The organism is Micromonospora sp. NPDC049240 (assembly GCF_040647835.1).
Taxonomy (GTDB): domain Bacteria; phylum Actinomycetota; class Actinomycetes; order Mycobacteriales; family Micromonosporaceae; genus Micromonospora.
The window spans coordinates 258,411-277,844 of record NZ_JBEZCX010000012.1 but is presented as its reverse complement, the minus strand read 5'-3'; the positions used below and the strand labels follow the sequence as shown (position 1 = coordinate 277,844).

Here is a 19,434-nt window from a genome sequence, read left to right as displayed (position 1 = left end):
CGAACGGGTTCGGCGGATGACCCGGCGCCGGCGGCGGCGCGTCGGGCGGCTGGGGGTTCACCGTACGGCCGCCGGGGTGCGGCCCGGGACCAGCCCGGGATTCTCCACCGCCTGGGCCACCTGCTCCACCTGCGCCTCCAGCCGGCTCAGTTCCGTGCGTTGCCCGCGCACCCAGTCGGCGCGCCGGGGATCGTCCGCCGCCCCGCCGCGCGGCACGTCGTGCAGCGGGCCCGCGGACGAGTCGAGCGTGTCACCCAGCCGGCGGGCCAGCCGCCAACGCGGATGCGCGCCGGTCACCGTGTGCAGTCGGCTGGCCAGCTCCCGGCGCCGGGCCCGGAGGTCGTCCACCCCCGGGAACGGGCCCGGGGTGACCCGTTCCACGTGCGACAGCAGGGACTCGACGGCCAGCGCGTACTCCCGGGTCGCCGCGCGCAGCGCGTCCGCCTCCGTCCGCCGGGTGCCGGCGGTGGCCGACCGGCGGCTGAACCAGCCGGCCAGCGCGGCGCTGGCGGCGGCCAGCAGGATCGACGGGAGGAGAGTGGCCCAGGGCGACGGCGGCGGCGTGCCGGCGCCGGCCCGGTCCAACCGGGCGGCGGCCGTCAGCGCCCGACAGGTGCGGTCGAAGTCGGCCCGCCGGTCGGCCTGCCACTGCTCCGGGCTGCCCTGGCGGCCGGACCAGCTCAGTTGCCCCTCGGCCGGGCCGGGGGTGGCGAGGCCGAGCGCGCGGGCGGCGTCCACCAGGCCCGGACGGTGGGCCGCCGACAGGCACCAGACCCGGGTGGCGTCGTCGACCGGGGGATCACCCCGGGTGGCCAGGCGGACGCCGATGACCAGGAGCGCCGACGCCAGGACGACGGTGGCCACGCCGACGGCCCGTCGCGTCCTGACGGAAGGCATCGGCATAACGGCTGACTGTAGTGACAGTCACTCGTGCGTGGGTACCGCGGTCGGGGTCCGAGATCCGACTCGGCCGATGCGTCGCCGGCCCCCGGAGGGGGTGGGCCGACCGGGACCGGCGGCCCACCCGGGGTGGTCAGCGGAGGTCGTCGGGGCTGTCCGGGCGGGTGCCGGCGCGCGGTGGCGCCGACCAGGGTGACTCGCCGCCGGTGCGGCGGGGCAGGGGTTCGGTCGGGGATTCGGGATAGGCCAGCGTGAGCGGGGCGGTGTCCGGGTCCTTCGCCGGGCCCGGCGCGGACCAGCCGGTGAGCGCGGGCTCGGGCTCGGCCGGAGTGCCGGCCGGGGTCAGCTCCGCCCCGGCTCCCTCCGGCGCGGGCCGGCGACGCCAGCGTCCACCGCTGAACACGGCCATCAGCAGTAGCAGGCCGATGAGGAACAGCGTGCCGTTGTCCAGCGGCTGGCGCAGCGGCAGCGGGTCGCCGAGCAGCTTCAGGTCGCCGGGGATCCGGTCCCGCACGGTGAAGGGCGCGACGAACAGCCCCACGTACGGGGCCGCGAGCAGCAGCCCCGCCACCAGCGGGCCGAGCGGCGAGAAACGCAGCGTGCCGAGCAGGCCGAGCAGGATGCCGGCGACGCCCAGGTAGACGGCCGGTTCGATCAGGTTGGGGGTGCTGTACGTACCGATCTCCACCCAGCGGTTGACGGTCCGCCCAGATCCGTCCTGACCGAGGGTGACGAGCACCCAGGTGACGGGTGCCACCACCAACCCGGCGAGGAAGCTCCAGAGATGTCGCATCCGCGCACCGTACCGTTTCCGGCATGACAGATCATCCCGCGGTCCCGTCGGGTAAGCCGACCTCGTACTCCCGCGTCACGCTGAGTCGCATCATGACCGCCGTCGATGTCAATCTGTACGGGACCGTGCACGGTGGGGTACTGATGAAGTTCGTCGACGACGTGGCCGGCGCGGCGGCGGCCCGGCACAGCGGCGGCACCGCGGTCACCGCCTCCATCGACGAGATCGTCTTCTCCGAGCCGGTCCGGGTGGGCGACCTCGTGCACGCCCACGCCCAGGTCAACTGGACCGGCAGCACCTCGATGGAGGTGGGGGTGCGGGTGGTCGCCGAACGCTGGGACTCGGCCGAGGACGAGCCGGTCCGGGTCGCCACCGCGTACCTGGTCTTCGTGGGTGTGGACGTCGGCGGCGCGCCCCGCCCGGTCCGCCCGGTGCTGCCCGAGACGCCCGACGACGAGCGCCGCTTCCGGGAGGCGGAGATCCGGCGCGCCCACCGGCTGGCCCGCCGGCGCGCCATCCAACTCCACCGCGAGGTGAAAGGAGGGGCCCCCGCCTAACGCCTCCGGTAGAGGAAACGCCCCCGCTTGCCGCGCGATCCACATGGGGTGGGGGTGCGGGGTGTGGGGTGGGCACGCCCCGTGGGCGGCACCGGGTGCGGAGAATGGCGGTACGAGGTAGGGCAAGATGGCGCCACGGCCCATGCACAGTGTCGTGCCGGGCCCCAGGGGAGGGTGGAACGTGTCTGACGTGCTGTGGACGCCCCCGGCCGACGTGCGCGAGCGGTCCCGGATCGGTGACTACCTGCGCTGGCTGGCCGAGCACCGCGGGCTGGAGTTCGCCGACTACGACGCGCTGTGGCAGTGGTCGGTGACCGATCTGACCGGGTTCTGGTCCTCGATCTGGGACTACTTCGACGTGCTTGCACACACGCCCCCGACCGCAACACTGGCCGGGAGGTCCATGCCCGGCGCCCGCTGGTTCCCCGGGGCGACGCTCAACTACGCGGAGAACGTGCTGCGCATGCCGGGGCTCGGCGACGACGAACCGGCGGTGATCGCGCACGGGCAGACCCGCGCCCCGGAGACGCTCACCGCGGCGCAGCTCCGCGAGCGGGTCCGCCGGGTGGCCGCCGGCCTGCGCCGGCTCGGCGTCGGCCCCGGCGACCGGGTGGCCGCGTACGCGCCGAACATCCCGGAGACGTACGTCCTGCTGCTCGCCACCGCCAGCCTGGGCGCGATCTTCTCCTCCTGCGCGCCGGAGTTCGGCACCCGCAGCGTCACCGACCGCTGGCAGCAGATCGAGCCCACGGTGCTGGTCGCGGTGGACGGCTACCGGTACGGCGACAAGCCGATCGACAGGCGCGCCGAGGTGGCCGCGGTCCGGGCCGCGTTGCCGTCGTTGCGGCACACCGTCGCCGTCGGGTACCTCGATCCGGCCGGCCCGGCCCCGGACGGCGCGATGACCTGGGCGGAGCTAACGGCGGAGACCGACGAGCCGCTGGCCTTCGCCCCGGTCGCCTTCGACCACCCGCTGTACGTGCTGTACTCCTCCGGCACCACCGGCCTGCCGAAGCCGATCGTGCACGGCCACGGCGGCATCCTGCTGGAACACCTGAAGATGCTGGCGCTGCACCACGACCTGGGCCCGTCCGACCGGTTCTTCTGGTTCACCACCACCGGCTGGATGATGTGGAACTTCCTGGTCTCCGGGCCGGCGGTGGGCGCGGCGATCGTGTTGTTCGACGGCAATCCGGGCCATCCGGACCTGGGTGCGCTGTGGCGGCTGGCGGCGGAGACCGGCACCACCTACTTCGGCACCTCGGCCCCGTTCCTGCTGGCCTCCCGCAAGGCCGGGCTGGTGCCGCGGGAGATCGCCGACCTGTCCGCGCTGCGCGGCCTCGGCTCGACCGGCGCGCCGCTGCCCGCCGAGGGCTTCACCTGGGTGTACGAGAACGTCAGCGACCGCCTCCAGCTCCAGTCGCTCTCCGGCGGCACGGACGTCTGCACCGGGTTCGTCGGCGGCGTGCCGCTGCTGCCGGTGCACGCCGGTGAGATCGCCTGCCGGGCGCTCGGCGCGAAGGTGGAGGCCCGGTCCGCCGACGGGTCGGCGGTGGTCGGCCAGCTCGGCGAGCTGGTGATCACCGAGCCGATGCCGAGCATGCCGGTCGGGTTCTGGAACGACCCGGACGGCGCCCGCTACCGGGAGGCGTACTTCGAGGTCTATCCGGGGGTGTGGCGGCACGGCGACTGGATCACGGTGAACGAACGCGGCGGCTGCGTCATCACCGGCCGCTCGGACGCCACGCTGAACCGGGGCGGCGTGCGCCTCGGCACGGCCGAGTTCTACTCCGTGGTGGAGGGGCTCGACGAGGTGGTCGACTCGGTGGTGGTGCACCTGGAGGACGACGAGGGCGGCGCGGGGGAGCTGCTGCTGTTCGTGGTGCTCGCCGACGGCCTGGAGCTGGACGACGCGATGCGGAGGAAGATCTGCCGCGAGCTGCGGACCGCGCTGTCGCCCCGGCACGTGCCGGACGAGATCCACCAGGTCCGCGCGGTCCCGCGCACGCTGAGCGCGAAGAAGCTGGAGGTCCCGGTCAAGAAGATCCTCACCGGCACCCCGGTCGACGCGGCGGCGGCCAAGGGCGCCCTGGCCAACCCCGAGTCCCTGACGGCCTTCGCCGCCCTGGCCCAACAGCGCGCCTCCTGACCCCACCCCACCCCACCCCACCTCGTCGATCTTGCACTTGTTGCCCTGGCAAAAGGGGTGAATGCCTCAACCCAGGGGCGGCAACTGCAAGATCGACGAGGTGGGGTGGGGTCAGGGGAGGGTGTGGGTGGTTCGTTCCGTCTCGGCGCGGGCGGGCAGGTGGGTCGGGGTGGGGTGGGCGCAGGCGACCACCGTGGCGCCTGCCGTCAGCGGGGCCAGCAGCCAGTCGACCGGGTCGGGATGCCGGGTCACGTCGACCAGCAGGCGGTCGCCGGGGGCGAGGCCCAGCTCCGTGGCGCGGGCCTCCGCGCGGGCCAGCAGCGCCGCGTCCCCCGCGCCACCCGAGGGGTACGCGGTGAAGTGGTCGCCGTGCCCGCGTACCGCCGACACGAAGTCGGTGCAGCCGGCCGGCACCTGCCGCATCGGCAGCGCGAACGGGTCCAGCGCCAGCGCGTAACGCTCGCCGGCCGGCCAGCGGGCCGCCTCGTCGACCCGGTCGACGGCGGTGAACAGCACCTCCACCGGACCCGGCGCGTCGACCACGGTCAACGCCGCCGACCAGCAGCCGAGCAGCACCGCAGCGGTCTGCCAGTGCGGCGGCAGCAACACGCCGGCCATCTCGTCCGGTGCGGTGCCGACCTCGTCCACGAGCAGGTTGGCGGTCTTGGCCACCCAGTTCGCCAGCGTCGCGCCGGACAGCTCGGTGCGTTCGCCGGTGGCGTCGTCGTACCAGGTCAGCAGCGGTCGGGTGGGGTCGGACGCGGTCGCGTCGGCGAAGACGCGGGCAATGTTGTCGGCCATCGGAGCGAACGATACGCGCCCGAACCGCGTACTCGATGACGACGACAAGTCGGCGTACCGTCGGGTCGCAGTCAGCGTCGGACGGCCCGCGCGGCGTAGGCTTGCCGACAGTGTTCTTCCCCACAACCGTGCCACCTGAGGAGTCGCCCCGTGACCGCCGGTCGCCCGCCCCGCGTTCTCATCGACGCCACGAGTGTCCCCGCCGATCGCGGCGGCGTCGGTCGATACGTCGACGGCCTGCTCGGCGCGCTCGGCCGGGTCTGCGGCGACGGCGTCGACCTGGCGGTGGTGAGTCTCCGCACCGACCTGGAGCGCTACACCCGGATGCTGCCCGGGGCCGAGATCGTCCCGGCGCCGGCGGCGGTGGCGCACCGGCCCGCGCGGCTCGCCTGGGAGCAGACCGGCCTGCCGCTGCTGGCCCAGCAGGTCGGCGCGGAGGTGCTGCACTCGCCGTTCTACACCTGTCCGCTTCGGGCCGGGTGTCCGGTGACGGTCACCGTGCACGACGCGACGTTCTTCACCGAGCCGGAGCACTACGACAAGTCGCGCCGGACGTTCTTCCGCAGCGCGATCAAGACCTCGCTGCGTCGCGCCGCCCGGGTGATCGTGCCGAGCAAGGCCACCCGGGACGAGCTGATCCGGCTGCTGGACGCCGACCCGACCCGGATCGACGTCGCCTACCACGGTGTCGACCAGGCCGCCTTCCACGCGCCGGGCGACGAGGAGAAGGCCCGGGTCCGGGCCCGGTTGGGTCTCGGTGACAACAGCTACATCGCGTTCCTCGGCGCCAAGGAGCCGCGCAAGAACGTGCCCAACCTGATCCGCGGTTGGGCCCGGGCGGTGGCCGACCGGCCGAACCCGCCGGTGCTGGTGGTGGCCGGCGGCCAGGGGCACGACGACGACATCGACCGTGCGGTCGCCGAGGTCCCGTCGCACCTGCGGCTGCTGCGCCCCGGCTACCTGCGCTACGCCGACCTGCCGGGCTTCCTCGGCGGCGCCCTGGTGGCCGCCTACCCGTCCTACGGCGAGGGCTTCGGGCTGCCGATCCTGGAGGCGATGGCGTGCGCCGCGCCGGTGCTCACCACGCCGCGGCTCTCCCTGCCCGAGGTGGGCGGCGACGCGGTGGCGTACACCAGCGAGGACCCGGATCAGATCGCCGCCGACCTGGGTGCCCTGCTGGACGACGAGCAGCGGCGGCTGTCGCTGGCCAAGGCCGGCTTCGACCGGGCCAAGGAGTTCACCTGGGAGTCCAGCGCCGAGGTGCACATCGCCGCCTGGCGGCGGGCCCGCGCCTGACCGGCGGGCGGCGCGCCGCCTCATCCGCCGTGGCGGCTCGCCCGCTTCGGGCATGATGTGCTGATGTTCTACGCCGTCATCCCGGCGGGCGGCAGCGGCACAAGGTTGTGGCCGCTGTCCCGCGCCGGCCATCCCAAGTTCCTCCACCCGCTGACCGGCACCTCCGCCTCGCTGTTGCAGGCCACGGTGGGCCGGTTGGGGCCGCTGACCACACCGGAACGCACACTGGTGGTCACCGGGGCCGCGCACGCCGCGGCGGTGGCCCGGCAACTGGCTGGCCTGCCGGAGGAGAACATCCTGGTCGAGCCGTCGCCACGGGACTCCTGCGCGGCCATCGCGCTGGCCGCCGCGGTGATCGCCGGCCGCGCCCCGGACGCGGTGATGGGCGCGTTCGCCGCCGACCACCTGATCGCCGACCCGGCCGGCTGGGCCGAGGTGGTGCGGCAGGCGATCCACGGGGCCGAGCAGGGGTTGCTGATGACGGTGGGCATCACCCCGACCCGCCCGGAGACCGGCTACGGCTACCTGGAGACCGGTGACCCGGTCGGCGCCGGGCCGCTGCGCCCGGTGCACGAGTTCAAGGAGAAGCCCGCGGCCGAGGTGGCCGAGGGGTACCTCCGTTCCGGCCGGCACCTCTGGAACGCCGGCATGTTCGTCTGGCGGGTGGACGTTTTCCTGGCCGAGCTGGCCCGCCAGCAGCCGGCGCTGCACGCCGGGATCACCGCGATCGCGGCGGCCTGGGGCAACCCCGAGCAGGACGACGTGCTCGGCACGGTCTGGCCGACGCTGCCGAAGATCTCGGTCGACTACGCGGTGATGGAGGGCGCGGCGACCGCCGGCCGGGTGGCGACCGTGCCCGGCGACTTCGGCTGGAACGACGTCGGCGACTTCCACACGCTCAGCGAGGTGTTGCCGACCGACGCCGCCGGCAACGTGGTGCTCGGCGGGGACGCGAAGCCGGGCGTGCTGCTGCACGACACCACCGGCACCGTGGTGGTGCCGCACTCCGGCCGCCTGGTCGCCACCGTCGGCGTGCGTGACCTGATCGTGGTGGACACCCCGGACGCGCTGCTGGTCTGCCCCCGGGACCGGGCACAGGACGTGAAGAAGATCGTCGACCAGCTCAAGGAGCGCGGCGAGGAGGGCCTGGTCTGAGCCGCCGCGCCGCCGGCCCGTCCCGTCACCCGGTGGCGCGACGGGCCAGCGCCGCGAGCGCCGGCGCCACCAGTTGGGCGGTCCCGCCGGCCAGCGGTTCCGGCAGCCGGTCCGGTGGGAACCAGCCCAGCGCCTCGGACTCGTCGCTGACCCGTTCGACCGCGCCGGCCGGGGCGAACACGGCGTACCGGACGTCGTAGTGCAGGGAGCCGCCCTGGCAGGCGACCGGGTGGACGTCCACGTCGATCGGTTCCGGGTCCAGGGTCAGGCCGGTGATCCCGGACTCCTCGGTCGCCTCGCGCAGCGCCGCCGCCGCCAGCGTCCGGTCGCCGGGCTCGCAGTGCCCGCCGAGCTGCACCCACTTGCGGAACCTGCCGTGCAGGCAGAGCAGCACCCGGGCGCCGGTCGGGTCGAGGACCAACGCGCTGGCGGTGACGTGCCCGGGTCGGTGCGCGCGGCTCATCGCCACCGGCCCGGCGGCCAGCAGCGCCAGCGTCCGGTCCCGGTTGGCGGCGGCGGCCGGGCTGGTCGCCGTCCATCGGCTCAGCGTCGTCGTGGCGTCGGCGTGCAGGTCGGCGTACGCGGTGTGATCGGTGTCGGGCACCCGGACACTGTACGAGCGCGGCCTCCGTACCCTGACCCGGTGACCCTTCGACTCGTCGAGTTCCTGGTGGCCGGCAACGAGGCAAGCGACCTGCTGCCGGTCCGTTCGCCGACGCTGCTGCGGGCGTACGGCGCGCGGCGCGGCTTCTGGACCGTGCTGGACGAGGGGCCGGTCGAGCAGTGCCTGGCGCTGCTGCTGGAACGCGACGACGGTGAGTGGGTGGCGCACCACGTGCCCGCCGACGCGGGCCCGGAGAACGGCCGCACCGAGGACGGCGAGGCGCTCGCCCACCACGACGGCTGGGTGTACGTCTTCGGCTCGCACTTCGGGTCCAAGGCCGGGCCGTTGCGGCCCCGGCGCGCGTTCGTGGCCCGGTTCCGGGAGGACGACGCGGTGTCCGGGCCGCTCGCCGTGCACGTGGTACGCAACCGGTTCCGGCTGCACCGGGCGATCAACGACGCGCTCGTCGCCGCGCCGCTGGCCACGCTGCCGCCGGGCGAGCGGGTCCGGCAGCGGTTCGTGACGGAGACCGTGGCGCGGGGCACCGCCCGGGCCAAGGGCTGGGTGAGTCGGCTGGCCGAGGACGACCTGCCGCTGAACGTGGAGGCGGCGGCGTTCACGCCGGCCGGGACGGCGCTGCTCGGGCTGCGTTTCCCGGTGACCGCCGCCGGTGAGCCGATCTACGTGGAGCTGGCCGGGGTGGCGGGGATGTTCGACCGGACCGCGCCGAGCTGGCCCCGGGCGCTCGGGGCGTACGCGCTGACCGGGGTGACGCCGGCCGGCGCGCTGGCCGGCTTCCGCGCGATCACGCCGACAGACGACGGCGGCTACGCGGCGGTGATCGGGTCGATCGACGCGCTGGGCAAGGGTTCGGTGCTGCTCGACGACCACCCGCACGGCGGGAGGGTGACGTCCCGCCACGTGCGGTTCCGCCACTGTGCCGCGGACGACGCCCGGGTGGGCGCGGAGCTGGTGGCGGAGCTGGCCCCGTTCCATCACGTGGAAGGGCTGGCGGAAGAGGCGGGACGCTGCTATTACGTGACCGACGAGGACCACCGGGTGGCGCTCTGGATCGGATGAGCGAGGGCCGGACGGCACCCCTGCGGAACGAATCCGCAGACCCTCGTGGTGCCGTCCGGCCACGCCCGTCAGCCGGCGCCCGGGTCGACACTGCGCCCCGGCGTCGGCGGGCAAGGAAGAGTCTGCCGAACCGGCCGCCCTACCGTCGAGGTTTTTCACGTCACGCTTAAAGATGGAGATTACTGCCGGCGGGTAAAGTGCCAGGGGTGGCGGGCACCTCCGCCGTCCACCCGGGAGCGCTCTCCATGCTGAAGATTATTTTCTCGAGTGAGGACATTCTGCGGACCCGGGTCGCCCCGGCCGCGGACCCGCTCTGGGAACTGGTCCTCAGCCTGCACCTGCTTCAGGGGCGCGGCCGTGACCCCATGATGACCACCTGGCGGCGCGCCGTCGCGCAGGGGCTGCGGGCCGACAACAGCGCCGAGCGCTACCGGTTGCTCCTCGCGCTCAATCCACCGCGCGGCTACTTTCCCGACTTCCTCACGCCGTCCGCCAGCAAGGACGGCATCGAAGCGGGGTTGGAGGCGGTCCGCGGCACCCCGCGCGGCATGCTGCGCCGTGACCTGACCATGCTGGCCCCGGAGACCCCGCTGCCGCCCTCGGCGACCACGCTCGCCCGGGGCGAACCCGAGGTGTTGCAGAACCTCACCGACGCCATGGCGCGCTACCAGTCCCTGGCCGTCACGCCCTACTGGGCCCGGGTCCAGGCCGCCGTCGAGGCGGACCGGGCCCGCCGTGCCCGAGCCATGCTCGACGGTGGCGCCGAGGGGTTGCTCGCCAGCCTGCGACCCGCCATGCGGTGGGGCGGCGGGGTGCTCGAGGTGCTCGACTACCCGGACAGCCGGGAGCTGCACCTGGACGGCCGGGGGCTGCTGCTCGTCCCGTCCTTCTTTTGTTCCCGCACTCCGGTGGCGCTTGTCGATCCGACGTTGCCCCCGGTGCTGGTCTACCCGGTCGACCGGCTCGGCGGCCTCACGCCCGGCCTCGGCGCCGGGCAGAGCGAGGCGCTCGCCGCGCTGCTGGGCCGCACCCGCGCGGCGGTGCTCCAGGTCGCCGACGAGGGCTGCACCACCGGCGAGATGGCCCGGCGGCTGCGTATCTCCGCCGCCGCGGCCAGTCAGCACACCACCGTGCTGCGCAACGCCGGGCTGCTGGTCAGCCACCGGGACCGCAACACCGTGCTGCACACGCTGACCCCGCTGGGTCGCGCCGTCCTCGACGCCTGACCGCGCCGTCCTCGACGCCTGACCGCGCCGGGGCGGTCAGAGTGCCAGCGTGGCGCTGGCGGTGCTGCCCGCCGGCGGTGGCAGCAGCACCGACCCGATGCCCTCGGCGGCCAGCGCGGTGCGTAGGCGTTGCAGGTCCGCGCCGAACCGGACCAGGTCCGGCCGGTCGACAGGTGTCGGCGCCGCGCCGAGCAGTAGACCGGTGGCGGTGGCCGGCCAGTCGGGCACCGTGGCGGCGAACCCGGCGCGTACCTCGTCGTCGGTGACGTGGGTGAACACGGTGCCCGGGGCGACCACGTCGGCGACCGCGGCGATCGCCCGGTCCACCGCGGCCGGGTCGGGGGGCGTCGGGCCGGTCCCGTCGGGGAGCGTGGCCGCCGCCCGGAGGCCGGCGGCGTGCGCCTCGGCGGTGCCCAGCGAGAAGAGGTCCAGCGAGGCGTCCCGCACCAGCGCGCGGGCGCCCTCGTCGTCGTCCCGGGTCGTGCCGAGGTAACCGCGGACCACGGCGACGGGCACCTGGTCGCACTTGCCCTTGATCAGCTCACCGGCGGCGGCCAGTTCGTCGACCACCGCCATCTGGGTGAGCTGGAGTTCGTTGCCGTACGGGTCGACCTCGCCCCGGTGGTCGCGGATCGCCGGGATGCCGGCCACGCCGAGCGCCACGTCGGTCAGGCCGTTGCGCCACGGGCGGCCCATGGTGTCGCTGACGATGACCGCGACGTCCAGACCGTGCCGCTCGCGCAGCGCGGCCCGCAACGCCCGGGCGGACGCGTCCGGGTCGACCGGCAGCAGCACCAGGCGGGTCTTGTCCACGTTGGACGCGTCGATGCCGGCGGAGGCCATCACGAAGCCGTGGTGGGTCTGCACGATCCGGGTCGCGCCCCGGGTGGCGACCACCCGGGCGGTCTCGGCGGCCAGCACCCGGTCCCGCGCGGCGAGGCGTTCCGGACCGTCGGCGGGCACGTCGACCAGCCGGCCCTCCGCCTTCGACACGATCTTGCTGGTGACCACCAGCACGTCGCCGTCGCGCAGCCAGGGTGCCGCGCCGGCGATCAGCGCCGCCAGGTCGTCGCCCTCGGTCACGTGGCCGATGCCCGGCACCGGCAGGATCTCCAGCCTCACATCAACTCCAACGCGGCGCGCACCATCGCGGCGGTCGCCGCCTCGTCGGTCATCCGCAGCGGCGCCGCGCGGACGGTCACGCCCGGCACCACGGCGTCCTCGTCCTCCGGGGCGACCAGCCAGCCGTCGAGCAGCCCGCCGCCGGACCGGCTGCCGTAGAGGGCGCCCACCCCGGCCGCGCTGCACTCCACGCCGAGCACGGCCAGGCAGCGGTCGGCCATGCCGCGTACCGGCGCGCCGCCGATGATCGGCGACACCCCGATCACCGGGGCCGGACCACCGACCACCGCGTCGCGCAGACCGGGCACGGCCAGCACCGGGGCGACGCTGACCACCGGATTGCTCGGCGCGATCAGCACCACGTCCGCGGCGGCGATCGCCTCGACCACACCGGGGGCGGGCTTCGCCGCCTCCGCGCCGACGAAGACGAACTGCTCGGTCGGCACCTCGGCCCGGTACCGCACCCACCACTCCTGGAAGTGGACCGCCCGTCGCCCCTGCTCGTCGGCGACAGTGCCGGCGCTGTTCGCGACTGCGGGGCTCGCAAGCTCACTCCTCCCGCTCACGATCGCGTGCGTCTCCAGCCGCTCGTCGGTGGCCGGCAGCAGGCGTACGCCGGGCTGCCAGCGGGTGGCCAGCGCCTCGGTGACCTGGGACAGCGGGTAACCGGCGTTGAGCATGGAGGTGCGCACCAGGTGGGTGGCGAGGTCCTTGTCGCCGAGGCCGAACCAGCTCGGCTCCGCCCCGTACGCGGCCAGCTCGGTCTTCACCGTCCAGGTCTCACCGACCCGCCCCCAGCCACGCTCCGGATCGGCGCCGCCGCCCAGCGTGTAGAGCACGCTGTCCAGGTCGGGGCAGACCTTCAGCCCGTGCAGCAGCAGGTCGTCGCCGACGTTTACCACGGCGGTCACGTCGGCGCCGGTCTCCCGGGCGTACGCCCGGACGCCGAGCAGGAACCGGGCGCCCCCGATGCCGCCGGTCAGTACCACGATGCGCATGACGTCCATCCTTCCGCACGTGCCGCCGTGGATCGCCCGGTGGCCGGAGAGACTAGGCTCACGTCGCCAACTGTCCGCTTTCGTCCCCTGGGGGAGTCCGTGACCAGCCCCACCGAGCCCGCGTCCGGTGACGCCGCGCAGGCCAGCCAACTGACCAAGCCGCTGCGCGAACTGGCCGCGCTCGTTCTGCTCGGCGCGAACGCCGTATTGCTCTTCGTCGGCCTGCTGCGCCTGCTGGTGCCGGTCGACGACTACAGCACGTTCGGCGGTCGGGCCGGCAGCACCTACTTCACCTTCGTCGGGCTGGAGTCGACGGTCCTGCCGCTGCTGGCCGTGCTGCTCGCCACGCACATCCGTCCGGTGCTGCCGAAGGCGAAACTGATCACCCAGGTGGCGTTGATCGAGTTCGCCGTCTCCGCCGTCTTCGGTGCGCTGACGTTCCTGATCTGGCTGGTGAACCGGCTCGCCGACGGCGAGGTGCTTGACGCGTTCCTCGGGCTGCTCACCCGGGTGGCCTGGCTGGCCGTCTTCGCGATCGCCGGGTTCGTGGTGTTCAAGATCTGGCGCACGCTCTACTACGTGCCGAAGCCCAAGCCGCAGCCCGGCGTCTACGGTCAGGCCCAGCCGGGCTGGCCGCAGCAGCCCGGCCAGCCCGGCGGCTACCCCGCCCAGGGCGGCTACCCGCCGGCCGGGGTGCCGCCGCAGCCGGGCCAGGCCCCGGCGGGCTACCCGTCGGCGGGCGCGCCCCCGCAGCCCGGTTGGCCGCAGGCCGGTCCGTACGGCCAGCCGCAGTCGGCGCCGCCGTTCAACACCGCCCCGCCGCACGCCCCGCAGTCGGCCCCGCCGTTCGCCGGCCAGCAGTTCGGTGGGCCCCAGGCCGGCCCGCAGGCGGGGGGTCCGCAGTTCGGCGCCCCGCAGGCCGGCGCCCCGCAGTTCGGCGCCCCGCCGGCCGGTTCGGCGCCGTCGGCGCCGCCGTTCGGTCAGCCGCCGTCGGCCGACCCGACCCAGGCGATCCCGCGCCAGAGCGCCGAGCCGGGCCAGCCGGCGTCCCCGGCCGACGACGAGCGCACCCAGCGCTTCGACCGCGAGGACCCGAACCAGCCCCGGTGAGTCCCGGCGGCGGGCGGTGGATCCCATCGCCCGCCGCCGCGCCGCCGGAGGTGTCAGGAGGGGACCCTTCTCTACCCGAGGCGTTAAAAGGGGGCCCCGCCTTGCGCCGTCGGCAGCGCATAGGCTGGGCGGATGGTTGAGCGCAGCGAGTTCGTACCGACCGAGGCGAGCGTCCGGCGGGCGCTGGGCCGCGCCGCCACCGGTCGGGCGTTGGACGCGGACGAGGCGGCGGCCCTGCTCACCGCACGCGGCGCGGCGCTCGACGAGCTGTTCCGCATCGCCGGGGAGATCCGCGACGCCGGGCTGCGGGAGGCCGGCCGGCCGGGCGTGGTCACGTACTCCAAGAAGGTCTTCATCCCGCTGACCCGGCTCTGTCGGGACCGCTGCCACTACTGCACGTTCGCCACCGTGCCGCACCGGCTGCCCGCCGCCTACCTGGAGCGCGACGAGGTCCTCGCCATCGCCCGGGAGGGCGCGGCGCAGGGCTGCAAGGAGGCGCTGTTCACGCTCGGCGACCGGCCGGAGGAGCGCTGGCCGGCGGCCCGCGAGTGGCTGGACGAGCGGGGCTACGACTCCACGCTCGACTACCTGCGCGCCTGCGCGGTGGCGGTGCTGGAGGAGACCGGCCTGCTGCCGCACCTGAACCCGGGCGTGCTGTCCTGGTCGGAGTTGCAGCGGCTCAAGCCGGTCGCACCGAGCATGGGCATGATGCTGGAGACCACCGCGACCCGGCTCTGGTCGGAGCCGGGCGGCCCGCACTTCGGCTCGCCGGACAAGGAACCCGCGGTGCGGCTGCGGGTGCTCGACGACGCCGGTCGGGTCGGCGTGCCGTTCACCACCGGCATCCTGATCGGCATCGGCGAGCACCGGGCCGAGCGGGTCGACGCGTTGTTCGCGATCCGTCGCGCGATGCGGGAGTACGGCCACCTCCAGGAGGTGATCGTGCAGAACTTCCGCGCCAAGCCGGACACCGCGATGCGCGGCATGCCGGACGCGGAGCTGCACGACCTGGCCGCGACCGTGGCGGTGGCCCGGGTGCTGCTCGGCCCGAAGGCGCGCATCCAGGCCCCGCCGAACCTGATCGCCGGCGAGTACGACCTGCTGCTGCGCGCCGGCATCGACGACTGGGGCGGCGTCTCCCCGGTGACGCCGGACCACGTCAACCCGGAGCGGCCCTGGCCGCAGCTCGACGAGCTGGCCGCGCGGACCGCGGCCGCCGGGTTCACGCTGCGCGAGCGGTTGACCGTCTACCCGGAGTACGTGCGGGCCGGCGGGCCGTGGCTGGACCCGCGCCTGCTGCCGCACGTCACCGCGCTCGCCGAGCCGGCGACCGGGCTGGCGGTCGAGGCGGCCCGCCCGGTGGGGCGGCCCTGGCAGGAACCGGAGGAGGTCTTCGGCGGCCGGACCGACCTGCACGTCACCATCGACGTGACCGGGCGGACGGAGGACCGGCGCGGCGACTTCGACAGCGTCTACGGCGACTGGTCCGAGGTGGCGAACAAGGTCACCCGCCCGGTGCCCGGGACCGGCGGCGGGGACGCCGACCTGCGCGCCGGCCTGCGGCTGGCGGCGGACGACCCGGCCGCGCTGCTGACGCCGGCGCACGAGGCACAGGCGCTGGCGTTGTTCGGCGCGGACGGCCCGGCGCTGGACGAGTTGTGCCGGACCGCCGACGACGTGCGCCGGGACGCGGTCGGCGACGACGTGACCTACGTGGTCAACCGGAACATCAACTTCACGAACGTCTGCTACGTGGGCTGCCGGTTCTGTGCGTTCGCGCAGCGGGAGAGCGACGCCGACGCGTTCCGGCTCTCCCTGAAACAGGTCGCCGACCGGGCCGAGGAGGCGTGGACGGCCGGTGCCACCGAGGTCTGCCTCCAGGGTGGCATCGACCCGAAGATGCCGGTCACCGGCTACGCCGACATCGTCCGCGCGATCAAGGCGCGGGTGCCCGGGATGCACGTGCACGCGTTCTCCCCGATGGAGATCGTCACCGCCGCCGCGAAGGCCGGCGTGCCGGTGCGGGAGTGGCTGGGCATGCTGCGCGAGGCCGGGCTGGACACCATCCCGGGCACCGCCGCGGAGATCCTCGACGACGACGTGCGCTGGGTGCTCACCAAGGGCAAACTGCCGGCCGCCGCCTGGGTCGAGGTGGTCAGCACGGCCCACGAGCTGGGCATCCGGTCCAGCTCCACGATGATGTACGGGCACGTCGACCACCCCGGCCAGTGGCTGGCCCACCTGCGGGTGCTGGCCGGCGTGCAGGACCGCACCGGCGGGTTCACCGAGTTCGTGGCGCTGCCGTTCGTGCACACCAACGCGCCGATCTACCTGGCCGGCATCGCCCGGCCGGGGCCGACCTGGCGGGAGAACCGGGTGGTGCACGCGATGGCCCGGCTGCTGCTGCACGGCCGGATCGACAACATCCAGTGCTCCTGGGTGAAGCTCGGCGACGCCGGCACGGTGGAGATGCTGCGCGGCGGCTGCAACGACCTCGGCGGCACGCTGATGGAGGAGACCATCTCCCGGATGGCCGGCTCGGGCAACGGTTCGGCCCGTACCGAGGAGCAGTTGCGGTCGATCGCCACGGCGGCCGGCCGGCCGTTCCGCAAGCGGACGACCGCGTACGGTCACGCCCGCGCCTGACGTCGAACCTTTCGCCGCGCCGCGCCGTACCTGTGGGTGCCGGCGGCGGTTGCGGCGAGGACCGCCGCCGGTGACCCCCAGCCCGGGGATCCGGCGGCGTCCGGGTGCCCGGTCCCCGCGGCGCTGCGGCGCCGGTTGCGGAAAGGTTGCCGATGAGCACTGACGAGACCACCGACGCGCCGAAGCGGCGGCCCTGGCCGCGGCTGACCCGCCGGCAGACGCTGACCGCCGCCGCGAGCGCCACGCTGGGCGCGGCGGCGCTCACCGTGCCGGGCCTGTCCGCCGCGCAGAACGCCCCCACCGCGGGCCGGCGCGACGAGCCGATCGTGGTCCACCTGCGCGACGCCGCCACCGGCACGATGGACGTCTTCGTCGGCACGACCCGGGTCCAGGTGCGCGACCGTGGGCTGGCCGACCGTCTGGTGCGCGCCGCCCGCCGCTGACCCCGCTCCTCCCGGCGCGGGCTCCCGGCGCCGGTCCGACAGACGTTTCCCCGACGAAGGTGTGGTCCGCCATGTCCTCTCACCGCGAGGCCCCGGAGATCGCCAAGGATCCGGTCGCCGACAGTTCCGACCTGTACGCGTTCGTCAGCCCGACCCGGCCGGACACGGTCACGTTGATCGCCAACTACGTGCCGGTGCAGCTTCCCTCCGGCGGCCCCAACTTCTTCGAGTTCGGTGACGACGTCCGGTACGAGATCCACGTCGACAACGACGGCGACGGTTACCCGGACGTCACCTATCGTTTCGAATTCACCACCGAGATCACGAATCAGAACAGTTTTCTCTACAACACCGGGCCGATCGAGTCGCTTGACAGCAAGAACTGGAACCGGCGGCAGTTCTACAGGCTGACCCGGATCGCGGACGGCCGGGAGCACGTGCTGGCGAACAAGCTGCCCTGCCCGCCGTGCAACGTCGGCCCGCTGTCCACGCCGAACTACCAGAACCTGGTGAAGCAGGCGACGTTCAAGCTGTCCACCGGCGAGAAGGTGTTCGCCGGCCAGCGCGCCGACGGGTTCTTCGTCGACCTGGGCGCGGTGTTCGACCTGGGTACGCTGCGACCGTTCCAGCAGCTCCACGTGGCCGGCAAGAAGCTGTTCAAGACCGAGGGCGAGCCGGTCAACGCGTTGGACCGGCTGAACGTGCACAGCATCGCGGTCCAGGTGCCGTTGGGCAAGGTGCGCCGGAAGGCCGCCCGGTACGGCTACGCCGACAGCGTGTCGACGATCGGCGTCTGGACCACCGCGTCCCGGCAGCAGGTGCGGGTGCTCGGCGACCGGGTGTCCGCGGACACCGCCACCGGCCCCTTCGTCCAGGTGTCCCGGCTCGGCAACCCGTTGTTCAACGAGGTGATCGTGCCGATGTCGAAGAAGGACCTGTGGAACACGCTGCCGCCGTCGGAGGACAAGCGGTTCGCCGGGTTCGTCGAGCGCCCCGAGCTGGCCGCGCTGCTGCCGGTGCTCTATCCGGGTGTCTTTCCCAACCTGGACGCGTTGAACAAGGCGAAGAAGCCGCGCGCCGACCTGGTGGCGCTGCTGCTCACCGGCGTACCGGCCGGGCTGGTCGACGGCTTCGCGAACACCACCGGCGACACCCAGGCCGACATGCTGCGGCTGAACACGGCGATCCGGCCCAGCGCCCGGCCGGACCGGTTCGGGGTGCTCGGCGGCGACCTGGCGGGCTTCCCCAACGGCCGCCGGGTCACCGACGACGTGGTGACCATCGCGCTGCGCGCGATCGCCGGGTTGACCGTCCCGCTGGTCGACCGGACGTTCAAGCCGGACGCCGCGGCGGCAGCCGTCACGCCGGGTCTGGACGCGACGGACGTGACCGCGCCGTTCCTCGGTGACTTCCCGTTCCTCGGCACCCCGTACGACGGGTTCGGCAACCCGCCGGCGAAGCGGTCCTGAGGGGAGGGGGCGGCATGCACCGGCACCACGACCTCGGCCCGTCGTACCGCGGGACCGTGATGCTCGACCTCGGCGGCGACACCGGCGCACTGATCATCCACACCGGCCGGGACCTGCACGGACGGGAGATCGAGATCAGTCGCGCGGACCGGGACGGCCCGCGTACCCACTCGGCGGTACGGGAGCGGCACGTCCTGGACGGGGTCTTCCACAGTGCCGTCTACCCGGACCTGGAGGCGGGCGTTTATACCGTCTGGTGGGACGATGACACATCGGCCGGCGCGATCTCCGTCACCGGCGGGGCGATCACCGAATTCGTCTGGCCGACCAGTTCACCACCGCGAACCGACTGACCGAACGCTCAGTGACCCACGCGCCCCGTCCACATGTTGGACGGGGCGCGGTCGGCGTTGGCGGGCTGGACGGGCGGTACCGCGCCGAGCGCGTTAACCTTTGCCCCACCATTAGTGATCTTGGGCGGCGGCCGACGGGGGCGTCCGGCCGGCCCGCCGGTGTTGCGCCACGGCAGAAAACTTGGGGCAACTCGCCGGGGAGGGCGTTACTCGCCCGGGGTCTGAATCGATAGGGCAGGTTGCGAGGCTACGGACGGCCGCAGCGGTCGCGCCGGACGTGTCGGGAGGGCGACTCCATTATCAAGTTTGGCTTGACGGCGCACGCATTACACGCGTGTAATTTGAATGGGGTTGTTCGCGCGGAACGCACTAATTGGGTCCGTACGGACAAGCACGCCTTTCGCGTGGGGGGTTGCAGCGGCGAATGACGCCGGTGCGCGACAAGGAGGCAATCGATGGACGGCCAGCTCGAGGTGGCCGACCTGCTCGGGAACGCGCCGGAGTGGCAGGAGCGGGCGCTCTGCTCGCAGACCGACCCGGAGGCGTTCTTTCCCGAGAAGGGCGGCTCGACCCGCGAGGCGAAGCGCATCTGCTCGCGGTGTGAAGTCAAGACGGAATGTCTGGAGTACGCGCTCGGCCACGACGAGCGGTTCGGGATCTGGGGCGGGCTCTCCGAACGGGAGCGGCGCAAGCTCAAGCGGCGGGTGGCCGCCTGACCCGACATGGACCGGG

General features: G+C 73.8%; 18 protein-coding genes. 12 read left to right on the top strand and 6 right to left on the bottom strand.

Annotation, left to right across the window (positions count from 1 at the left end):
- Positions 1-57 precede the first annotated feature (57 nt).
- Both AB0B02_RS20630 and AB0B02_RS20625 read right to left on the bottom strand, forming a co-directional pair.
- The gene (locus tag AB0B02_RS20630) at positions 58-903 is read right to left on the bottom strand and encodes a hypothetical protein (protein WP_357302498.1); all 846 of its coding nucleotides are present in this window, start codon (positions 901-903) and stop codon (positions 58-60) included.
- A gap of 130 nt (positions 904-1,033) precedes the next feature.
- Complete coding sequence (locus AB0B02_RS20625) at positions 1,034-1,693, bottom strand: hypothetical protein (protein WP_281944083.1); 660 nt, start codon at positions 1,691-1,693, stop codon at positions 1,034-1,036.
- 23 nt (positions 1,694-1,716) lie between these two features.
- Here AB0B02_RS20625 and AB0B02_RS20620 point away from each other — a divergent pair, with 23 nt between their 5' ends.
- Both AB0B02_RS20620 and AB0B02_RS20615 read left to right on the top strand, forming a co-directional pair.
- Positions 1,717-2,250, top strand: a complete 534-nt coding sequence (locus AB0B02_RS20620; protein WP_281944081.1) for an acyl-CoA thioesterase — start codon at positions 1,717-1,719, stop codon at positions 2,248-2,250.
- Between the two features lie 181 nt (positions 2,251-2,431).
- Positions 2,432-4,399: an acetoacetate--CoA ligase gene (locus AB0B02_RS20615; protein WP_357302493.1), complete on the top strand. Its 1,968-nt coding sequence runs from the start codon at positions 2,432-2,434 to the stop codon at positions 4,397-4,399.
- Positions 4,400-4,510: 111 nt separating this feature from the next.
- On the opposite strand, the gene AB0B02_RS20610 is transcribed toward AB0B02_RS20615, so the two are convergent.
- Positions 4,511-5,200 carry a TIGR03089 family protein gene (locus tag AB0B02_RS20610; RefSeq protein ID WP_281944077.1) on the bottom strand — a complete coding sequence of 230 codons (690 nt, stop codon included), beginning with the start codon at positions 5,198-5,200 and terminating at the stop codon, positions 4,511-4,513.
- Between the two features lie 150 nt (positions 5,201-5,350).
- On the opposite strand from AB0B02_RS20610, the gene AB0B02_RS20605 reads away from it, so the two are divergent.
- Together AB0B02_RS20605 and AB0B02_RS20600 are read left to right on the top strand one after the other, a co-directional pair.
- A complete protein-coding gene (locus tag AB0B02_RS20605; RefSeq protein ID WP_107157768.1) occupies positions 5,351-6,496 on the top strand; it encodes a glycosyltransferase family 1 protein in 1,146 nt (381 codons plus the stop codon).
- A gap of 63 nt (positions 6,497-6,559) precedes the next feature.
- Complete coding sequence (locus tag AB0B02_RS20600) at positions 6,560-7,651, top strand: sugar phosphate nucleotidyltransferase (RefSeq protein ID WP_281944074.1); 1,092 nt, start codon at positions 6,560-6,562, stop codon at positions 7,649-7,651.
- Between the two features lie 25 nt (positions 7,652-7,676).
- On the opposite strand, the gene AB0B02_RS20595 is transcribed toward AB0B02_RS20600, so the two are convergent.
- Positions 7,677-8,222 carry an NUDIX hydrolase gene (locus tag AB0B02_RS20595; protein ID WP_281944198.1) on the bottom strand — a complete coding sequence of 182 codons (546 nt, stop codon included), beginning with the start codon at positions 8,220-8,222 and terminating at the stop codon, positions 7,677-7,679.
- Between the two features lie 72 nt (positions 8,223-8,294).
- On the opposite strand from AB0B02_RS20595, the gene AB0B02_RS20590 reads away from it, so the two are divergent.
- Both AB0B02_RS20590 and AB0B02_RS20585 read left to right on the top strand, forming a co-directional pair.
- On the top strand, positions 8,295-9,335 hold the full coding sequence (locus tag AB0B02_RS20590; RefSeq protein WP_281944072.1) for a hypothetical protein: 1,041 nt from the start codon (positions 8,295-8,297) through the stop codon (positions 9,333-9,335).
- 206 nt (positions 9,336-9,541) lie between these two features.
- Positions 9,542-10,561, top strand: coding sequence for a winged helix-turn-helix domain-containing protein (locus AB0B02_RS20585; protein WP_281944070.1), 1,020 nt, complete (start codon positions 9,542-9,544; stop codon positions 10,559-10,561).
- Positions 10,562-10,597: 36 nt separating this feature from the next.
- Here AB0B02_RS20585 and AB0B02_RS20580 read toward each other — a convergent pair whose 3' ends face one another.
- Together AB0B02_RS20580 and cofD are read right to left on the bottom strand one after the other, a co-directional pair.
- Entirely contained in the window at positions 10,598-11,683 is a 1,086-nt protein-coding gene (locus AB0B02_RS20580; RefSeq protein ID WP_281944068.1) for a coenzyme F420-0:L-glutamate ligase, read from the bottom strand.
- Positions 11,680-12,681, bottom strand: coding sequence for a 2-phospho-L-lactate transferase (gene cofD / locus AB0B02_RS20575; RefSeq protein WP_357302486.1), 1,002 nt, complete (start codon positions 12,679-12,681; stop codon positions 11,680-11,682). The genes AB0B02_RS20580 and cofD overlap by 4 nt, the downstream gene beginning before the upstream one ends.
- Positions 12,682-12,780: 99 nt before the next feature.
- Here cofD and AB0B02_RS20570 point away from each other — a divergent pair, with 99 nt between their 5' ends.
- The 6 genes from AB0B02_RS20570 to AB0B02_RS20545 all read left to right on the top strand — a co-directional run bounded on the left by AB0B02_RS20570 (position 12,781) and on the right by AB0B02_RS20545 (position 19,418).
- The gene (locus AB0B02_RS20570; RefSeq protein ID WP_281944064.1) at positions 12,781-13,791 is read left to right on the top strand and encodes a hypothetical protein; all 1,011 of its coding nucleotides are present in this window, start codon (positions 12,781-12,783) and stop codon (positions 13,789-13,791) included.
- 132 nt (positions 13,792-13,923) lie between these two features.
- A complete protein-coding gene (locus AB0B02_RS20565) occupies positions 13,924-16,437 on the top strand; it encodes a bifunctional FO biosynthesis protein CofGH (RefSeq protein ID WP_357302483.1) in 2,514 nt (837 codons plus the stop codon).
- Positions 16,438-16,589: 152 nt separating this feature from the next.
- The gene (locus AB0B02_RS20560; RefSeq protein ID WP_107157760.1) at positions 16,590-16,880 is read left to right on the top strand and encodes a hypothetical protein; all 291 of its coding nucleotides are present in this window, start codon (positions 16,590-16,592) and stop codon (positions 16,878-16,880) included.
- A 71-nt stretch (positions 16,881-16,951) separates the two neighbouring features.
- Positions 16,952-18,349, top strand: coding sequence for a DUF4331 domain-containing protein (locus tag AB0B02_RS20555; RefSeq protein ID WP_357302480.1), 1,398 nt, complete (start codon positions 16,952-16,954; stop codon positions 18,347-18,349).
- 14 nt (positions 18,350-18,363) lie between these two features.
- The gene (locus tag AB0B02_RS20550) at positions 18,364-18,702 is read left to right on the top strand and encodes a phospholipase (RefSeq protein ID WP_357302476.1); all 339 of its coding nucleotides are present in this window, start codon (positions 18,364-18,366) and stop codon (positions 18,700-18,702) included.
- A 455-nt stretch (positions 18,703-19,157) separates the two neighbouring features.
- The gene (locus tag AB0B02_RS20545; RefSeq protein WP_013284161.1) at positions 19,158-19,418 is read left to right on the top strand and encodes a WhiB family transcriptional regulator; all 261 of its coding nucleotides are present in this window, start codon (positions 19,158-19,160) and stop codon (positions 19,416-19,418) included.
- Positions 19,419-19,434: the final 16 nt, after the last annotated feature.